Origin of the sequence: Natrinema salaciae (genome assembly GCF_900110865.1) — an archaeon.
Classification (GTDB): Archaea; Halobacteriota; Halobacteria; order Halobacteriales; family Natrialbaceae; genus Natrinema; species Natrinema salaciae.
The window spans coordinates 598,127-612,715 of sequence record NZ_FOFD01000004.1 but is presented as its reverse complement, the minus strand read 5'-3'; the positions used below and the strand labels follow the sequence as shown (position 1 = coordinate 612,715).

12 protein-coding genes and 3 pseudogenes are annotated in these 14,589 nt (G+C 55.7%); 8 read left to right on the top strand and 7 right to left on the bottom strand.

The window, feature by feature from the left end; translation table 11 throughout:
* Positions 1-4 precede the first annotated feature (4 nt).
* Both BMX07_RS16525 and BMX07_RS16520 read right to left on the bottom strand, forming a co-directional pair.
* Positions 5-358 (bottom strand): hypothetical protein, encoded by a 354-nt coding sequence (locus BMX07_RS16525; protein WP_090619704.1) that lies wholly within the window; start codon positions 356-358, stop codon positions 5-7.
* A gap of 2 nt (positions 359-360) precedes the next feature.
* Positions 361-654, bottom strand: a complete 294-nt coding sequence (locus BMX07_RS16520) for a WYL domain-containing protein (RefSeq protein WP_245742139.1) — start codon at positions 652-654, stop codon at positions 361-363.
* Between the two features lie 262 nt (positions 655-916).
* On the opposite strand from BMX07_RS16520, the gene BMX07_RS16515 reads away from it, so the two are divergent.
* The 8 genes and pseudogenes from BMX07_RS16515 to BMX07_RS16490 all read left to right on the top strand — a co-directional run bounded on the left by BMX07_RS16515 (position 917) and on the right by BMX07_RS16490 (position 8,539).
* Positions 917-1,408 (top strand): hypothetical protein, encoded by a 492-nt coding sequence (locus tag BMX07_RS16515; protein WP_139210929.1) that lies wholly within the window; start codon positions 917-919, stop codon positions 1,406-1,408.
* 158 nt (positions 1,409-1,566) lie between these two features.
* Positions 1,567-1,734, top strand: a pseudogene (locus BMX07_RS25685) (hypothetical protein); the annotation flags it as partial.
* Positions 1,735-1,814: 80 nt separating this feature from the next.
* Positions 1,815-1,958, top strand: a pseudogene (locus BMX07_RS25680) (hypothetical protein); the annotation flags it as partial.
* Between the two features lie 15 nt (positions 1,959-1,973).
* A pseudogene (locus BMX07_RS25675) lies at positions 1,974-2,066 on the top strand (hypothetical protein); the annotation flags it as partial.
* A 286-nt stretch (positions 2,067-2,352) separates the two neighbouring features.
* The gene (locus BMX07_RS16505; RefSeq protein WP_217643698.1) at positions 2,353-4,626 is read left to right on the top strand and encodes a DUF2298 domain-containing protein; all 2,274 of its coding nucleotides are present in this window, start codon (positions 2,353-2,355) and stop codon (positions 4,624-4,626) included.
* Between the two features lie 405 nt (positions 4,627-5,031).
* A complete protein-coding gene (locus BMX07_RS16500) occupies positions 5,032-5,793 on the top strand; it encodes a glycosyltransferase (protein WP_090619692.1) in 762 nt (253 codons plus the stop codon).
* A gap of 13 nt (positions 5,794-5,806) precedes the next feature.
* Positions 5,807-7,357, top strand: a complete 1,551-nt coding sequence (locus tag BMX07_RS16495) for a glycosyltransferase family 39 protein (RefSeq protein ID WP_090619689.1) — start codon at positions 5,807-5,809, stop codon at positions 7,355-7,357.
* A 162-nt stretch (positions 7,358-7,519) separates the two neighbouring features.
* Positions 7,520-8,539 carry a glycosyltransferase family 2 protein gene (locus BMX07_RS16490; protein WP_090619687.1) on the top strand — a complete coding sequence of 340 codons (1,020 nt, stop codon included), beginning with the start codon at positions 7,520-7,522 and terminating at the stop codon, positions 8,537-8,539.
* Between the two features lie 47 nt (positions 8,540-8,586).
* Here the strand turns inward: BMX07_RS16490 and BMX07_RS16485 are convergent, their stop codons facing one another.
* The 5 genes from BMX07_RS16485 to BMX07_RS16465 form a co-directional block, all read right to left on the bottom strand.
* Entirely contained in the window at positions 8,587-9,588 is a 1,002-nt protein-coding gene (locus BMX07_RS16485) for a lysylphosphatidylglycerol synthase transmembrane domain-containing protein (RefSeq protein ID WP_090619684.1), read from the bottom strand.
* Positions 9,589-9,612: 24 nt separating this feature from the next.
* Positions 9,613-10,575: a GDP-mannose 4,6-dehydratase gene (locus BMX07_RS16480; protein WP_090619682.1), complete on the bottom strand. Its 963-nt coding sequence runs from the start codon at positions 10,573-10,575 to the stop codon at positions 9,613-9,615.
* A 486-nt stretch (positions 10,576-11,061) separates the two neighbouring features.
* On the bottom strand, positions 11,062-11,406 hold the full coding sequence (locus tag BMX07_RS16475) for a hypothetical protein (protein ID WP_217643697.1): 345 nt from the start codon (positions 11,404-11,406) through the stop codon (positions 11,062-11,064).
* A 371-nt stretch (positions 11,407-11,777) separates the two neighbouring features.
* Positions 11,778-13,028 (bottom strand): hypothetical protein, encoded by a 1,251-nt coding sequence (locus BMX07_RS16470; RefSeq protein ID WP_090619680.1) that lies wholly within the window; start codon positions 13,026-13,028, stop codon positions 11,778-11,780.
* Between the two features lie 693 nt (positions 13,029-13,721).
* Positions 13,722-14,360: a class I SAM-dependent methyltransferase gene (locus BMX07_RS16465; protein ID WP_090619677.1), complete on the bottom strand. Its 639-nt coding sequence runs from the start codon at positions 14,358-14,360 to the stop codon at positions 13,722-13,724.
* Positions 14,361-14,589: the final 229 nt, after the last annotated feature.

The window sequence follows — 14,589 nt, the reverse complement described above, 5'->3', positions numbered from 1 at the left end:
GCCTCTACGTCCTTGGTGGCGTTCCTGGGACGAAATCTTGCACGCGTCCTTCCTCTAAACTGCGACTGAAGATGGAACTCATCTTCTCCCGCAGCGTCTCCTTCCGAGAATCAACTCGGAGGCCGTACGCTTTCGTCTCTCCGACGTCGAGGTCTCGCCAACTCTCCGGCTTCGGCTCGTTGACCGGTACGAGGAGACTCCCGGTAGTATCAACTTCGCCTTCGATTATCAGCTCACCTCGGATGATGCCCGCGTCGTCCTCAATGAGGTCCATCTCGAGGACGACAATCGAGTCTTTGAATCCCTCGTCGCCTTCTCGTTCTTCGAGCATCAGTTCTTTCGCACGTTCCTTGTCCATCGTTAGATGTTGCAGTGAATCGGGGATAGGTCCTTGTCGTTCGGGTTGTAGTGGGGCCGGTTCCCGTTGAACGTCTCGTCTGTCAGCGTTAGGTTCCCCATCTTCGCTACGGTAAAGAGACGCCAGAATGGAACTCGTCGCGAGTTGCTCCCTCCTGCGATTTGGTAGCCTCGAAGTGACTCTTTGCCCTTCTTGCTTTGGCCGTGACAGTAAGGTTCGACCTTTCGATGATGCCCGTCGTAGGTGAATTCGAGAACTTTCTGCTCCCGGATCGCTTTACAGATAATCTCGCTCATATTGAGTGTGGTCCATACTTTGAAACCGACTGTCAAGAAGGTCATCCAACCGGGGTGAAAGTAGTTCAGAAGGTGGACGCTCGAATTATGAGTCAGAGATTTACCATAGGATTCTGTTAGTGAGGGTATGTCCTACGGAAATCGCTCAGTTTGGCGTGAGTGCTCAGAGTACGGTGAAAAGCAGAAAGTGAAGACGGGACAATGGGATACCTGTCGAAATTGCGAAAAGAAAAATTTTCACGCATAACCCATTCACCAGCACATGAACGAAGAAGAGGTCCGACAGGTGGTCTCCGATGCGCTTGAGAGAGTCGCTGAAGAGGATGCCGACCTACTGGAGTACGATGTCAACGAGAGGAGTATAACTCATAAACTGGCCGTCTATCTCCGCGAGGAAGTAGACGAGGAATGGGATGTTGATGTAGAGTATAATCGAGTCGGCGAGGACGACGTGAGCAAAGCTATCCCGATGGAGTACCTCAAGAGTAAAATCTCTGATGACGTCGACCCGGAAGACCTCGATGCTAAGACGGTCTATCCGGATGTCATCGTTCACAAACGGGGAGAACACTATGAGAATCTTCTAGTGATTGAAACAAAGAAATCGGGGAGTTCAGGCGAGTACGACCGTGAGAAGCTCACGGCTTATGTAGAGGAATTAGAATACGATTTTGGTGTCTTTGTTACGCTCTCAGTTGGAGGACAAGGCGAGGATTCGCCTTATGACTGCGATTGGTATCCTTTTGAGGAGTGACATCGGCGTCCTAATCTCTAAATGGGAAAGTAGGACCAGAGGTGTCTATACCTTCATCAGACCGGTCCGCTTTCTTCGTCGAAAATCTACTCACCTGGTACGAAGAACGAGGGCGACACGACCTTCCTTGGCGTTCGGACGATGCTACACCGTTCAATATGCTCGTCGCTGAATTCATGCTCCAGCAAACCTCAGCAGGCCAAGTGTTGGATGTCTACGGTGATCTCGTCCAGAAGTATCCGAAACCGGAACCGATACTCGATACTCCCCAAGAGGAACTTGCGGACGATATCGAATCGCTCGGGCTACGGAAGCGCACTCGGTACTTCCGAGAGACGTCTGAACAGCTCGTCGAGGACCACAATAGTACTGTTCCGATACTCGGTCGGAACTACTCGAACTACAGGGCGTCGGAGAATACACCGCTACCTCGGTTCTCGCCCATGCGTTCAAGAAGGACGTCGCCGCCGTCGATACGAACGTAGCTCGAATTCTCTCACGCGTTTTCGGTCTCGACTGCGGTGATAAACCAGAGGCGAGCGAGAACTGAGAATTAGCCGAAGAACTGCTGCCCTCGGGACGAAGCAGCGATTACATTCACGCGCTCATCGATTTCGGTGCTGAGGTCTGTACGGCGACGAATCCACGTTGTGAGGACTGTCCTCTGGAGGATGTCTGCGAATTCAGCCCAGAAGAATCCTACCGCGTGCCCTGCTTCCAAGATCGTCTACGGTTTTGCGGCCGGTTTGAATGCTGCTGCGCACCAACGCTCGATCTACCGGGTTTCTATTATTACTGTGGCCGTTCGAGTTCCACGAATAGCTGTTACCGTTTCTTCCGTACTCAGTACAATTGGGTGTTGGTGATCTACTATAAGACACAGCGAAGGAAAGGAGGGATTTTTTCCGATGAATCTATTGTTACAATCATCCTACACAAGAGTGATGGAATGGGGGTTAGTGATTCTCTGGTTGGCGGCTTTTCAATTATTGACGCTTCTGGGAGCACCACTAGCTGCTTGGTTGCTTCCGCACTTTCCCGACCGAGGACTGACCGTCGCTCTCCCGCTTTCGCTCGTGATCTTCACACTACTCGCATTCTGGATCGGACAGATCACTTTCAGCAATATGGCACTGGGTGGTGGACTCCTCGGACTCGGTCTCGTAATCGCTGTCGCGGTTCGGCGTGGACAGAGACCCATGCTCGATTGGCGGTCATATATCGAATCGCTGCTGGTGTTCACGGTCGCGTTCAGCTTTTTAATCGCAATACGAGCAGTCGATCCGGCAGTGACTCCGCAAGGAGGAGAAGCGTTTCTCGACTTCGGAATTTTGCAATCGTTGCTACGGTCGGAGCAACTTCCACCCGAAGACATGTGGTTCGCCGGTGAACCGATTCAGTATTACTACGGTGGGCATCTGATCACAGCCCTCCTTTCGAGGCTCACCGGAACGCCAGGACGGTACTCGTACAATCTCGCTCTCGCCGGCTTCTATGCAATGCTCGTGACGAGTGCATATGGTGTTGCACGAGCGATCGCCGACACCCGTGGGGTTCCGCCACGTACAGCAGGTGTTTTTGCTGCGTTCTTCGTCGGTTTCGCAAGTAATCTCTACACACCCGTAGGTCTGCTGTTGCGGCTACTTCCGGACACGCCTTCCGACCGACTTATCGACTTCTTCGGTGTGGATCCGAACATCGTCCCGACGCTCTATCCATTTGACATAGGCCCCCCGACGCGCGTGATCGGCGATACGATCAACGAATTCCCGCTCTATGGTTTCGTTCACGGTGATTTGCACGCATATCTTACGAGTACCCCATTTCTCGTTCTCACTGTTGCACTTCTCCTCGCATACTACCAGACCCCCGTTTCCGCCCGTCAGCGACGGTGGCTGCTCCTCGGGAGTACCGTTCCAGTAATCGGAGTAACGATGCTGATCGATACGTGGAGCTTTCCAACGGCTTGCGGACTAGTGTTCGTAACACTCCTGTTCGCTCCGGCGCACCCGTTTACTCTTCTTCCGCAGCGAATTCGGACCGCAACCAAGGCTACTGACGCGAATGGCGGGATAACGCGGCCACTCATAAGTGCAGGAAACAAGTTCGCACTGGGTGCCATCGTCACGTCGGCGATCGGGCTGAGCAGTTTGGCGTCGGTCCTGCCGTTCGTCATTCAGACGGCGAGTTCGCGCCCGATTGGATTCCTTCCCGAACGAAGTCTGATCGGCGAATTTCTTCTCGTTCAGGGTGCATTTCTGCTTATTTTCGCGCTCTATTTTCTACCTCGCGTTAGACCCTTTCTTGACCCAGAGGGAACCCGTCGCCTCCTCGTCTTGTTCGCCCTCCTGATGGGGGTCGGTTGGTTCGCGAACGTCGGCGTACTCGTTCTGGTCGGTCCGCTCCTCGCGATCGCGGCGCTCTTACAGTGGGAGACGGACAACGTCGACTACGAGGGAGTCCTCTTCGTTGCTGGTGCGGGCCTGATACTCCTCGTCGAATTCGTGTACCTCCAGGACGGTGCCGGCCCCGGCCGGATCAACACCGTCTTCAAGACGTACTTTCAGACGTGGATCCTCTGGAGTCTCGCCGCCGGCGTCATCCTCTCAGGATTCATCCCTCCCTCGCTTGTCCATCGCCGCTCGTGGGAGGGTGTCCCTCTTCGGGGGAAACTAGCGCCGGTCGCCGTCGTCGGATTACTCCTTACGCTCTCACTGTACGGCGGTCTGGCGCTCGGGACGCACTTCACGAGGGACTCACCGCCCGCGCGGACCGACGACCCCACGCTCGACGCGCTCGCGTTCGTCGAGACGCAACATCCGGAGGAGGCCGACGCAATCACGTGGATCGATCAGCGAGAGGGGCAACCCACCATCGTGGACGCACCCGGTCTAGAACGGTATCGGTGGGAAAATGCACCGTCGTCGCTGACTGGAGTACCGACCGTGGCCGGGTGGGCACACCAGATCGGGTATCGTGATCCCGAAGCGTACGTCGTCCGCATCGTCGAAGTGAGACTCATGTATACCGCGGAGCCGGCCGTCCAGGCCCGTCTCCTCGAGAAGTACGACGTGGAGTACATCTACGTCGGCCCGGAAGAGCGAGAGCGCTACGACGTAGTCGAATTCGAGCGACGGCCGGGAATTTCGACCGCCTACGAGGATGACCACGTTACCATCTACAAGGTCGATCGAGAGTCTCTCGTCGACGGTGAATAACGCAGTAAGTCAATTGTAGATATCACTCCAAATAGACTGAAATTTGTTTATATACGCTGCAATCCTCTCTCTAGCAAGGACAGCACACCGAGTTATTATGAGCGTGTCGTCTGACGAGGAATCAAAATGGCCCAACGTATGACATTTGAACGCTGGTTAGAAGTTGCCGTCGTCGGTATGCTCTTGATCAGCCTTCTCGCTGGATTTGCCGCAGCTGCGCCGACTGCGCCGGATACCGACGAGGAGAGGGTAGTTTGCGTGAACGAACAGAGCGGTGAAGCGTGGTCCGTCCCGGCAGACTCCGCAGACACGGTTGAGGAGAAGAACAAGAACGTCAACTGTGGTTCGACTCCCACCCCTGAACCTACGCCCTGATGGGGAGGGAATCCCTATTTGAGCTACTCCATGACTGAGGCATCGTCTGTGGGCGTCGTTGTCCCCGCGTATCATCCGAACGTTTCGGTGCTCGAGTCTTACGTCCGCTCGCTCGAGAAGCGGATACGCCCGGAGACGATCCTCGTCGAGTTGGAAGCAGCCAACCGGACGACGGTCTCCCGGCTCCGGTCGATGCCAGCGCTCGTTCACGCGGCTGACACGCGCCGCGGAAAGGGCGCGGCCGTTTCCTGTGGCTTCGATCACCTCGAGACGGACGTCCTCGCCTTCGTCGACGCCGACGCCAGCACGCCGGCCGAATCGCTCGCGGCAGTACTGGAACCCGTTGTCGAGGGGCGCGCGGATCTCGCCGTCGGCTCACGGCGTCACCCAAACGCGGTTATCGAGACGCCGCAACCCCGACTGCGACGCTGGCTCGGGACGGGATTCGTGTGGCTCGCCCGGCGGCTACTCGAGGTGTCGCTTTCGGACTACCAGTGCGGTGCCAAAGCGATCACGCGGGAGATGTGGCTCGAGGTTCGGTCGGACCTCATCGAACCGGGGTTCGCCTGGGACGTCGACCTCGTTACCCGGGTTGGGGCTCGAGGCGGCCGGATCACGGAGGTACCGATCACGTGGCGCGATTCACCCGAAACGACGGTCGCACCCGTCGGCACGGTAGTGGAGCTGCTCCGAGGCTTGATACGGGTTAGACTTCGGGAGTGGATAGAGAATGCGACGTCGTGGTTCAGGCGGCGGTGGACAGCTTATAGGCTTCTCGAGCCGGAAACGTAACTGAGGACGAGGTATGGTGAACTCTCCGGGCGCGTCCAGAGAAACGTTCCACACGATCGGTCTAACCCTCTTTGCGGCGATCCTGTTTGGAACGGTCGTACTGCAGATGGACGGATTACGAACGGTTGATTCCATCGATTACGCACAAATCGCTCGAAATATATACCGTGGTGACGGCTTCACGACGAAGGAGATCTACCCGCTCTCCCTCGCGTTCGACGATTCTCTCGTCCACCATCCGAGTTTCAAACGCGCGCCGCTGTTTCCGTTGGCCGTCGCTGCCTCGTTCGTTCTCTTTGGGGTCAATCACTATGCCGTCTACGCTATCTCGGGTTTCTTTTATGTACTACTCGTCCCCGTCGTGTACCACTTCGGAAAGGCACTGTTCGAAAAGCCTGTCGGGCTGTTGGCCGGGATTATTGTTGCTACGTCTCCACTGTCCATCGAGTACGCGTTATCCGGACTAAGCGAACCGCTGTTCACCTTCTTGTTCACGATCGCACTCTACTTGGCGTATAGACGGTCCAACGGCGCGCTCGTCGGAGTTGCCCTCGGTTTAGCGTACCTCACTCGATACAACGTGTTACTTCTCCTTCCTGGATTTCTCGTGTTCGTCTCCCTCCACTACGACGATTGGAAACGGGCGATGACGAAACTCGCCGCCGGATTCAGTATCGTGATTTCGCCGTGGCTCGTACGAAATTACTTGCTGACCGGCGATCCGTTGTTCTCACTCTACAGATACGAACTCCTCATGTACACTGCGATCTACCCGTATGATACCCTCTACAGAATGTTTGACCCGGTTGATCCGGTTGGGTTCTTCCTCACGTATCCGGGGATAATGCTGCGAAAAGCGGCAACTAACGCCATGGCGCTGTCGGTCGATATTCCGACTCTCTTTAGAAACTTCCTCGTTCCGGCATTGGCCATCGGCGGCTTTCTCGAGTTCTATCCGAGCAAACATCGAAATCTCGTCCTCGGAATCGTTCTCATGATCGTGTCTCAGTTGATTGCACTCTCGTTCTTTCTTCCCCACACCCGTCTCTTCGTGCCGTTTGCTCCCTTTGTCGTCATCTTCGCGAGCGCGTTCGTCTACCGGAAGTTCGAACAGGGACGTGAGTACGGTCGTCCGTTGCTTGCTGTCGTGCTCATTATCGTCCTGCTCGCCCCGAACGTCGTCGTGCTCAGCAGCCTCTCTGCTCAACAGCCGTCAAACGTCGTCACCGACGATGATGCGTCCGAGTATGCCGAGAACGAGGATCTCGAATTCATTCGCGAGCACACGGACGAGGACGCCGTTATCGTATCGGATGCACCGTGGGTGGTCGCATGGTACGCGGATCGCCCGTCAGTGTGGCTTCCCGCCCAGTACGAAGAGATGAGGAACCGCATCTCCGGTGTTGAATACGTGTATGTTAGCGGCTATTACCGCTATTTCGACGAGGAAAACGCGTTCAACGAGGACGTCAGAACGGAGTACCTGAACAATCCGGCCTTCGAAGAGGAGTACGAACCTGTGAAACGGTTCAAATCGGGGGGTATTTTATTTCGAAAAACGTAGGTGTTCAGAAGCGCGACGGTCGGAACCGACGATAGCTTTCACTGAGACCGGTAACCGCTTTCCCCTCTCACAACCGGAATTGATCGAATCTACTCGGGGGGTTTCGGTATTATTGGTTTTGTCGACGTAGTCGCTACGCGAGTGGAGAGTTCACGATTCGATATGCAGCTCACCGTGACCGATTTCGCTGTCGACGATACAGGCGATACCGACGGGGACCCCAGTAATGAATCGCCTGCTCGACAGACGAACGATCACCATCGAACGCACCGAAACGGATCAACGGTCACTACCGTGATTCCGGCGTACAACGAGGAGCAAGCTTTGCGATCGGTCGTCGAGGAATACCTCGAGTATTCGGACGAACTACTCGTCGTCGACGACGGAAGCACCGATGATACTCCCAGGATCGGCAAGGCACTCGCGTCGTCGCTCGAGAACGTCCGGTACGTCGCTCACGAACAGAATAGGGGGAAAGCCAACGCGCTTCGAACGGGCGTTTCGAACGCTGTTGGTGACATCGTCGTCTTTACTGATGCCGATGCGACGTACCCTGCTAATCATATTTCCGATATGAGAGCGAAGATTCGCGCAGGTGCTGATCTCGTTCTCGGGTCACGGGTCTCCCGCGGAACGAGGAACATTCCACCGATCAATATGATCGGAAATCGACTATTTTCGTTTATAGTGTCCTTTTTTGGCGGTGTTTCGGTCACTGACGCCCAGACCGGTATGCGGGCCATGAAACGCGAAAATTTCGAGATGCTAGATTCGGAGTACACGGCGAATCTGGAGTTCGAGACGGGGATGACGTTACACGCTGCGAAACAGGGATATAGAATCGCCGAGATTCCTATCGATTACCGAACGCGGGTGGGCGAAACCAAACTTCGCCCTATTCGGGACGGGTGGCGTATGATACGTACGATTCTTACGATCCTCGCCTACGAATCATCGCCACTGCTACAAACGGCGATGGCGCTTAGTTCCGTATTCCTCGTCGTGGGGGGGTACACCGGTATCGTTTCGATCGTCGACGTAGTACGAACAGGTGATGTACAACACGACTTCTATCCCCTTCTCACGGTGCTGTTCCTGATCCTTGCGTTCCAGACACTCGTTCCAGTTCTCGCGAGTGAACAAATACGTACCCGATTGGATCGCATCGAAGAAAGACGCTAAACAGAAATAGATGCTCGCATCACTCGAACCATGAACCGTTCGGCTGGCTACCATTCCAGAACGACCCCGGTTCCACGTTGCGTCGCGATGGGGATCCCAACGGCAACGAGAAACAGATTTTTCAACGCATGTTCGAGAAGTGCGACGGCGACGACTGCACCGGTCGTAAGGCCGAAGAGTCCAAGTGACGCAGTGAATGCCGCCTCGTAGACGCCGAGACTCCCCGGAGTCAGCGGGAGAACGTTTGTCATATTAGCGACGCTGACCGCAAACACGATAGTGATCACTGGAGTGTGGAAACCAAGTGACAGGGCAATCACGTAGGCAGTTAGCGCCTCGAGAATCCAGATTATAACGCTTGTGATAGCTGTGGTGAAAAGCGAATAGGGAGAGAAAACAAGTCGATCGAATTCAACGGTTATCTGCCCTCCGATGTGGACGATGTTATGGAAAAGTCGCGATTCGATAAGACCGATCATTCTCGTCCAAGTGGTGGTCAGTGTGACTGTACCGTCTGCGTAACGGCTGATGATCGCAAAAGTGAGTACCATCATAAGTAACGCTACTACCCCGATGAACGTTCGCTGAAGCCACGAAGGGAATAACGCTGTCTCGATAAACGACGCGGTGAAAAGAGCAAGACACGTGACACCGGCTAGGTCTGCGATCCTGATGTACGTGATCGTGGCAACGGCGCGATCTATCGGAACCCCTTCCTGAGTAAGGTAGACAGCGCGTGCAACGTCGCCGATTTTTGCGGGGAGAATCACATTGATCGCGTATCCCGCGATATTAATCTCGAATAAGTCCCTCGCTCCGAGTTTGGAACGGAGTACTAGTAGGCAGACATACATCTGGATTATCCGAACGGGCCAACTAAGGAGGTAAATTATGACTCCCAATAGAATCAGTGGAAGTGAGGCGCTATTCAAGGCAGTAACGAATTCACGATAGCCCGTATACCACACGAGTAGCGCGATAATTACGGATCCAAAAACGAATGAAAGAGCCTGCCGCAGTTTCCTTCCACTAGGAGAGCCCCTTACCATCTGACTTCAATCAAGTCCGTGAGATCATCTCATCTGGTTTTCGAAGTACAGTAACGTCTGGTCAAGACCGTAGTCGAGGTCGATAGTGGGTTTCCAACCTAATCTTCTGACTGCTTTCGAAATATCCGGTCTGCGCCGAGGGGGCCCGTTTTCTGGCAGCGGCTCGTAAGTAATTCCGGACCTCGTTCCGGTTAGCTGGATTATCATTTTCGCGAGTTCGTTGATGGTGATCTCGGCTGTGCTACCGATGTTCACGACATCACCCGCAAATCCGGTTGCATCCATCAACCTACGTAGGCCATGGATCTGATCCGCAATATAGAGCAAAGACCGTGTCTGTGTACCATCTCCGTAAACTGTGAGATTACGACCCTCTACTGCCTGGAACATGAAGGTAGGGACGACTCGGCCATCGTTCGGTCGCATTCTTGGTCCATACGTGTTGAAAAGGCGTGCTGTCCGGACGTCAAGTCCGTGTTCTTTGTAGAAGGAAACTGCCAATGATTCACCAAGTCGTTTGCCCTCCTGATAAGATGACCGTGGGCCACGTGGATCGACGTTGCCAGCATACCACTCCGGCTGGGGGTGAACTTCGGGATCACCGTATATTTCGCTCGTACTGGCGAACAGAACACGAGCATCAACGTCGTTCGCAAACGAGAATATATTGTACGTCCCCTGACTGTTCGTCGTCGCAATTTCGATCGGGTGAGATCTGAAGTCTTTCGGTGACGCACGCGAGGCCAGGTGATAAATTCGGTCGATCGAGTCAGGATTTACGGATTCTGTAGAAAGAGACTTCCCAATATCATCTCTCACGTCTCCGTTGATGAATTCGAACTCTTTTTTGTCCAGATGGTGCTCGATATTTCGGTACTGTCCGCTTCCTATATTATCGAGACAAATCACTTGCTTCCCACTGTTAAGTAGCGAGTCGCACAGGTGGCTACCTACGAAGCCTGCACCGCCCGTAACAAGTCTCGTCATAGATGGAAACCATTGGAGCTAATCTCTCCTTTATATAGTGGAATCGCCACAGTAACTGGATCACAGTTCGTACTGGAAACAAACCTCTTGAGGCCTATCCTCGAGAAACGAATAGGAGCAATCTGAATGTTCTGTAATTTGGATGTATCACCTATTCTCTGGTTTGCTGCCTTCGCTCTAAACATTGGTAACGTATGACCTTCACCGTCAATCCCCCTAAATGTGGCCTACAGTGCTAGATGACGTGATAAAAACGCAGATTTCTACCTGTATGATTTTGCGTTTGTATATTCTAAACGGATAGTATGTAACACCGGTCTCCCGTATGAATATTCAAATATGACGATAAATGAGGGGGCTGCTTGATATACTCCACGTACTCAGTCTCGTCCAACTTTAATGACGAGTACTAATTGGTATCGATGTACTATTGATGGAAGAAATACGGTGTGAAATACACCATTTTACGAACCTATGGTGTTTGCTCTAATCGGTGCTGAGTCTCCAGCCCCATCCGGGTTCATACTCAACTTGGCCCTTACCGGCCATGACGTACAGCTCGTCTTCAATCCGTTTTCGGATCAGGTCATCCATCGCCCCGGACTCCACAATCTCCTGTAGCAGCTCGGACTGCGTCTTGTACGTATCCTCCAAATAGCGTTCAAGGAACCTCGCATCGTCGACTTCGACGCGAGCACTCCGTTTCACTTGTTCCCGTTCCAATCGATTCTCCAGTAGTTCAACTTCCGTCTCTAATTCCTCAATCCGCTCCTCACTACTCCGATCAGCGAACACTCCATGCTCCCGGTACGCCCGTGCCTCCTGGATCAAGATATAGAGATATTTGGATCGGCTGCTGAACCCTCCTTGGCAGCCTCTTTACTCCAGATTTCGCGTTCCTTCTTGCTACACGTGAGCGTGACCCGTGTCGACCCCTCTGCCAGTCCCATCGATTCTTCCCACTGCGGTCGATCGGTCATCATACATTAGATAGGGCGGCCACGCCTTGTATCAGTCATGTGAGTGACCACCCTACCAGTGATCCACCACAGACGTGGTAATAAACTACCCCTATGCCGATCTACCACGAACGTATCATCTAATGCTAATTCCGCGCGGTATGAGTGCCGAGGCCATCGATTTCCACGTACCACTTCTCGTTCTTCTAGGGAAATCAGCGTACTCCAGTTGGAGCGGGGTGGCTACGGTCGGTCGGGGAACAGCGCAAGGTGGCTGATGATAACCCGACTCTCCAGCCCGCCCGCCAACGCACCCGAGAGTACCCCGACGGTGCTGATGAACGCACCAGTCCGGACGAGATCGACGAAGCCAACGGCTGGCTCCTCCAGGCTCGGCCAGTTTGACATCAGATTCGGCGGGAAGACGACCAGTTCGATGACGAGGATGATCGTCCACACGAGCCCGAATAAGCCGACCATCGCCAGAAGAAGGACGAAAAAGACTGTGACGTTGACCAGGGCCGTGTGTTCGGTGACGATCTGATGTCGCTTTCGCGGGAAGGTGAGGTTCTGGACGAATAGGAGGTAGAGCGCTGCAGTGAGGACACTTACGGCCGCGAAAAGTGCTGCCGTCACGTTTGTCATATGGAAACCGACGTCCCATGATTCGGCGCTGAAGACGATGACGAGCGTCGGTGCCAGCGCGGCTGTCGACAGCTTCGGTAACGAGAGCGGCAACAACGGTGCCCGGCTGTTACCGAGCGCCTGCAGGATCTGTCCGGGGTTTCGGGCAGCACTGGCCACGTGGAAGGCGAAGCGCTCTATCGGACCCCGCGGGCGGGCCTCGGCCGCGGAGAGTTCTGCGGCAATCCGATGGAGGTCCCGCTCGATGTCTGCGTCAATCGGTGGAACGGCCCGTCGCTCCGGATCGAACCGGAACGGTTCCATGACGCCCCCGTCGGCGTCACGGTGGCGAGCGCCCAGCACATGCCCGACGAGATGGACCACGAGCGTCGCTGTATTCCAGCGGACGGCGTCGTCCTCGAGTGAGCGTCGGGGCTCGTTGCGGGGCGCACTGCGGAGGTTCTCCGTCGAGACGATGGCGACGCGAGAGAGCGGCGACGCCAGTCCCGGGACGAACTGCTCCTTGCTTGAGACGAGTGGTACGTCCGTCACGACGACGATCAAGTCGTACGGCCCCTCGACCATCTGATGAGTGGCGTGATCGAGGAATTCCGAGGGCCGTCGCTGATCGTGGTCGGGGAGGTTGCTAGCGTCCTCGAGGTAGAACCGCCAGGTGACCTCCGTGGCCGACGCGAGTTCGTCGACCGTGTCTTCGGCAACTTGCGTCGCGAACGTCTGGAGCTGATCCGGGTCGGTTTCCGGAGCGTGCGCAACCAGTACCCCCACGTGAATCTGCAGTTCGATTGCTCCCTCGCGCTCGGCCGCCACTAGCGTCGGATCGTCGTGGTTGCCCGATCGAGAACGACGCATCACGGCTGACGGTTCATCGTGAACAATCTTAACGGCTGGTGGCGCTGTCTCCGTCTGAGTACTGTGCGACAGGCCGGCCCAACGTTGCTGCATTCGTCGCGTACTGCTATCGCGTTCGGCACTGTCAGACGAACACGTGACAGCGTGGTAGATTCGGTGAGTGGTACGAGTATATCGTCTCCGTCCGAGTGCCGTGCCCTTCACTTCCGTGCACATCCCCTCGTCTTTCGCGGTATCGAAGGCAGTTCGAGGAGTCGCAGCGACGAGGGAAGAGATACCAGTGAGCCGGCGCTCGTCGGAACGAAGCGGGTCCGTTCTACGTCCCGGCTGCACCCGACGAACTCGCACACCTCGTCTGTCGCGGGGTGTTCGACTACGACGGCGAGTTCCTGCCGCGATACGTGTCCCGCTGTGACGCACTCGTCGCGGAGATCGAATCGGACGCCTTCGAGACGAGCAGTTCCGAGACGTCCTCTCCCACGTCTTTTACGATGCGGACACGCTCGTCTACGAATTCGTGATGGCCGGCGACTACGATGCGATCCGTCCGCAGTTGCGCCTGTACTCGGACTACTGACGTTCGTCTCCGCGACTCCTCGTTTGTGAGCGTCGGGTGCCTGTCGCTCGAGGAATCGGGTCCGTTTCGGCGAGTCCGGGCGTTGCAGTCGACACTCGAGATGCGCGGCGGCCGGGTTATTCGGTAGCGCGAAACGTTCGGACGGTGTCTCGCTCGCCGGCGGTGGCCTCGACCTGCTCGAAGCCCAGTTCGGTGAACACGCGGTTCCAGTCCCGGTGGTACAGCGGGAAGTCGTCGTTGACGTAGCTCACGTCGGGCTCGTCCGACGCCGAGTCCGAGTCTTCGATCTCGCCCTCGCCCTCGCCCTCGTTCTCGATCGTGATGAGGACGTCGGCAGTGATCCGGGTCAGGTCCTCGAGGACCCACTCGACGTCCGGGTGGAGGTGCTGGAGCGTCTCCACCGAGTAGACGACGTCGAACCGGTCGGCGTCGAAGTCGGTGACGACGTTTTCGATCGTGTCGTGATAGAACGTTCCGGCGTCGGCGAGCTCGGGATAGGTCTCGGCCATCACGTCGAACGCGTCGTCGTTGACGTCGATTCCGGCCAGCTCTTCGAACCCGTGTTCGAGGAGGTGTGCGAGGTGCCTGCCCGAACTACAGCCGAGTTCGAGAACGGATGCGTCGCGGTCGACGAACCGATCGAGGAGATCGCGGATCGACTCGCTCCGCTGGTCCGGACCGTAGTACGCGTAATATTCCGGCGAGTATGCTCCGGTCCGTTCTGCCCACTGGCGGCGGACCTCGTTAGAATTCACGTGTACCGTTGCCGGCGGACACCTAAAGTCTAGTCGGACTCCCGCTCGGCCGTTCGTCCGCTTCGTGCGCGGTCCACCCGTCCGCACCGAGGACTGTCGGTGGGGCGTCGCCGTCGACGCACCGCAGTGGCGAACTGACACCGGGTTCGGGGTGGCGCCGTCGTCTGCGAGCGAAACACCTTCTACACTTCGGGCGAACGACCCATCTATCGGCGTATGAGACGTTCCG

What these genes read in the sequence shown, in the direction of transcription:
- BMX07_RS16520 (WP_245742139.1), bottom strand. Translation starts at nt 654, where the DNA reads ATGAGCGAGATTATCTGTAAAGCGATCCGGGAGCAGAAAGTTCTCGAA.
- BMX07_RS16495 (WP_090619689.1), top strand. Translation starts at nt 5,807, where the DNA reads ATGGTGAACTCTCCGGGCGCGTCCAGAGAAACGTTCCACACGATCGGT.
- BMX07_RS16515 (WP_139210929.1), top strand. Translation starts at nt 917, where the DNA reads ATGAACGAAGAAGAGGTCCGACAGGTGGTCTCCGATGCGCTTGAGAGA.
- BMX07_RS16470 (WP_090619680.1), bottom strand. Translation starts at nt 13,028, where the DNA reads ATGCGTCGTTCTCGATCGGGCAACCACGACGATCCGACGCTAGTGGCG.
- BMX07_RS16500 (WP_090619692.1), top strand. Translation starts at nt 5,032, where the DNA reads ATGACTGAGGCATCGTCTGTGGGCGTCGTTGTCCCCGCGTATCATCCG.
- BMX07_RS16485 (WP_090619684.1), bottom strand. Translation starts at nt 9,588, where the DNA reads ATGGTAAGGGGCTCTCCTAGTGGAAGGAAACTGCGGCAGGCTCTTTCA.
- BMX07_RS16480 (WP_090619682.1), bottom strand. Translation starts at nt 10,575, where the DNA reads ATGACGAGACTTGTTACGGGCGGTGCAGGCTTCGTAGGTAGCCACCTG.
- BMX07_RS16525 (WP_090619704.1), bottom strand. Translation starts at nt 358, where the DNA reads ATGGACAAGGAACGTGCGAAAGAACTGATGCTCGAAGAACGAGAAGGC.
- BMX07_RS16490 (WP_090619687.1), top strand. Translation starts at nt 7,520, where the DNA reads ATGCAGCTCACCGTGACCGATTTCGCTGTCGACGATACAGGCGATACC.
- BMX07_RS16505 (WP_217643698.1), top strand. Translation starts at nt 2,353, where the DNA reads ATGGAATGGGGGTTAGTGATTCTCTGGTTGGCGGCTTTTCAATTATTG.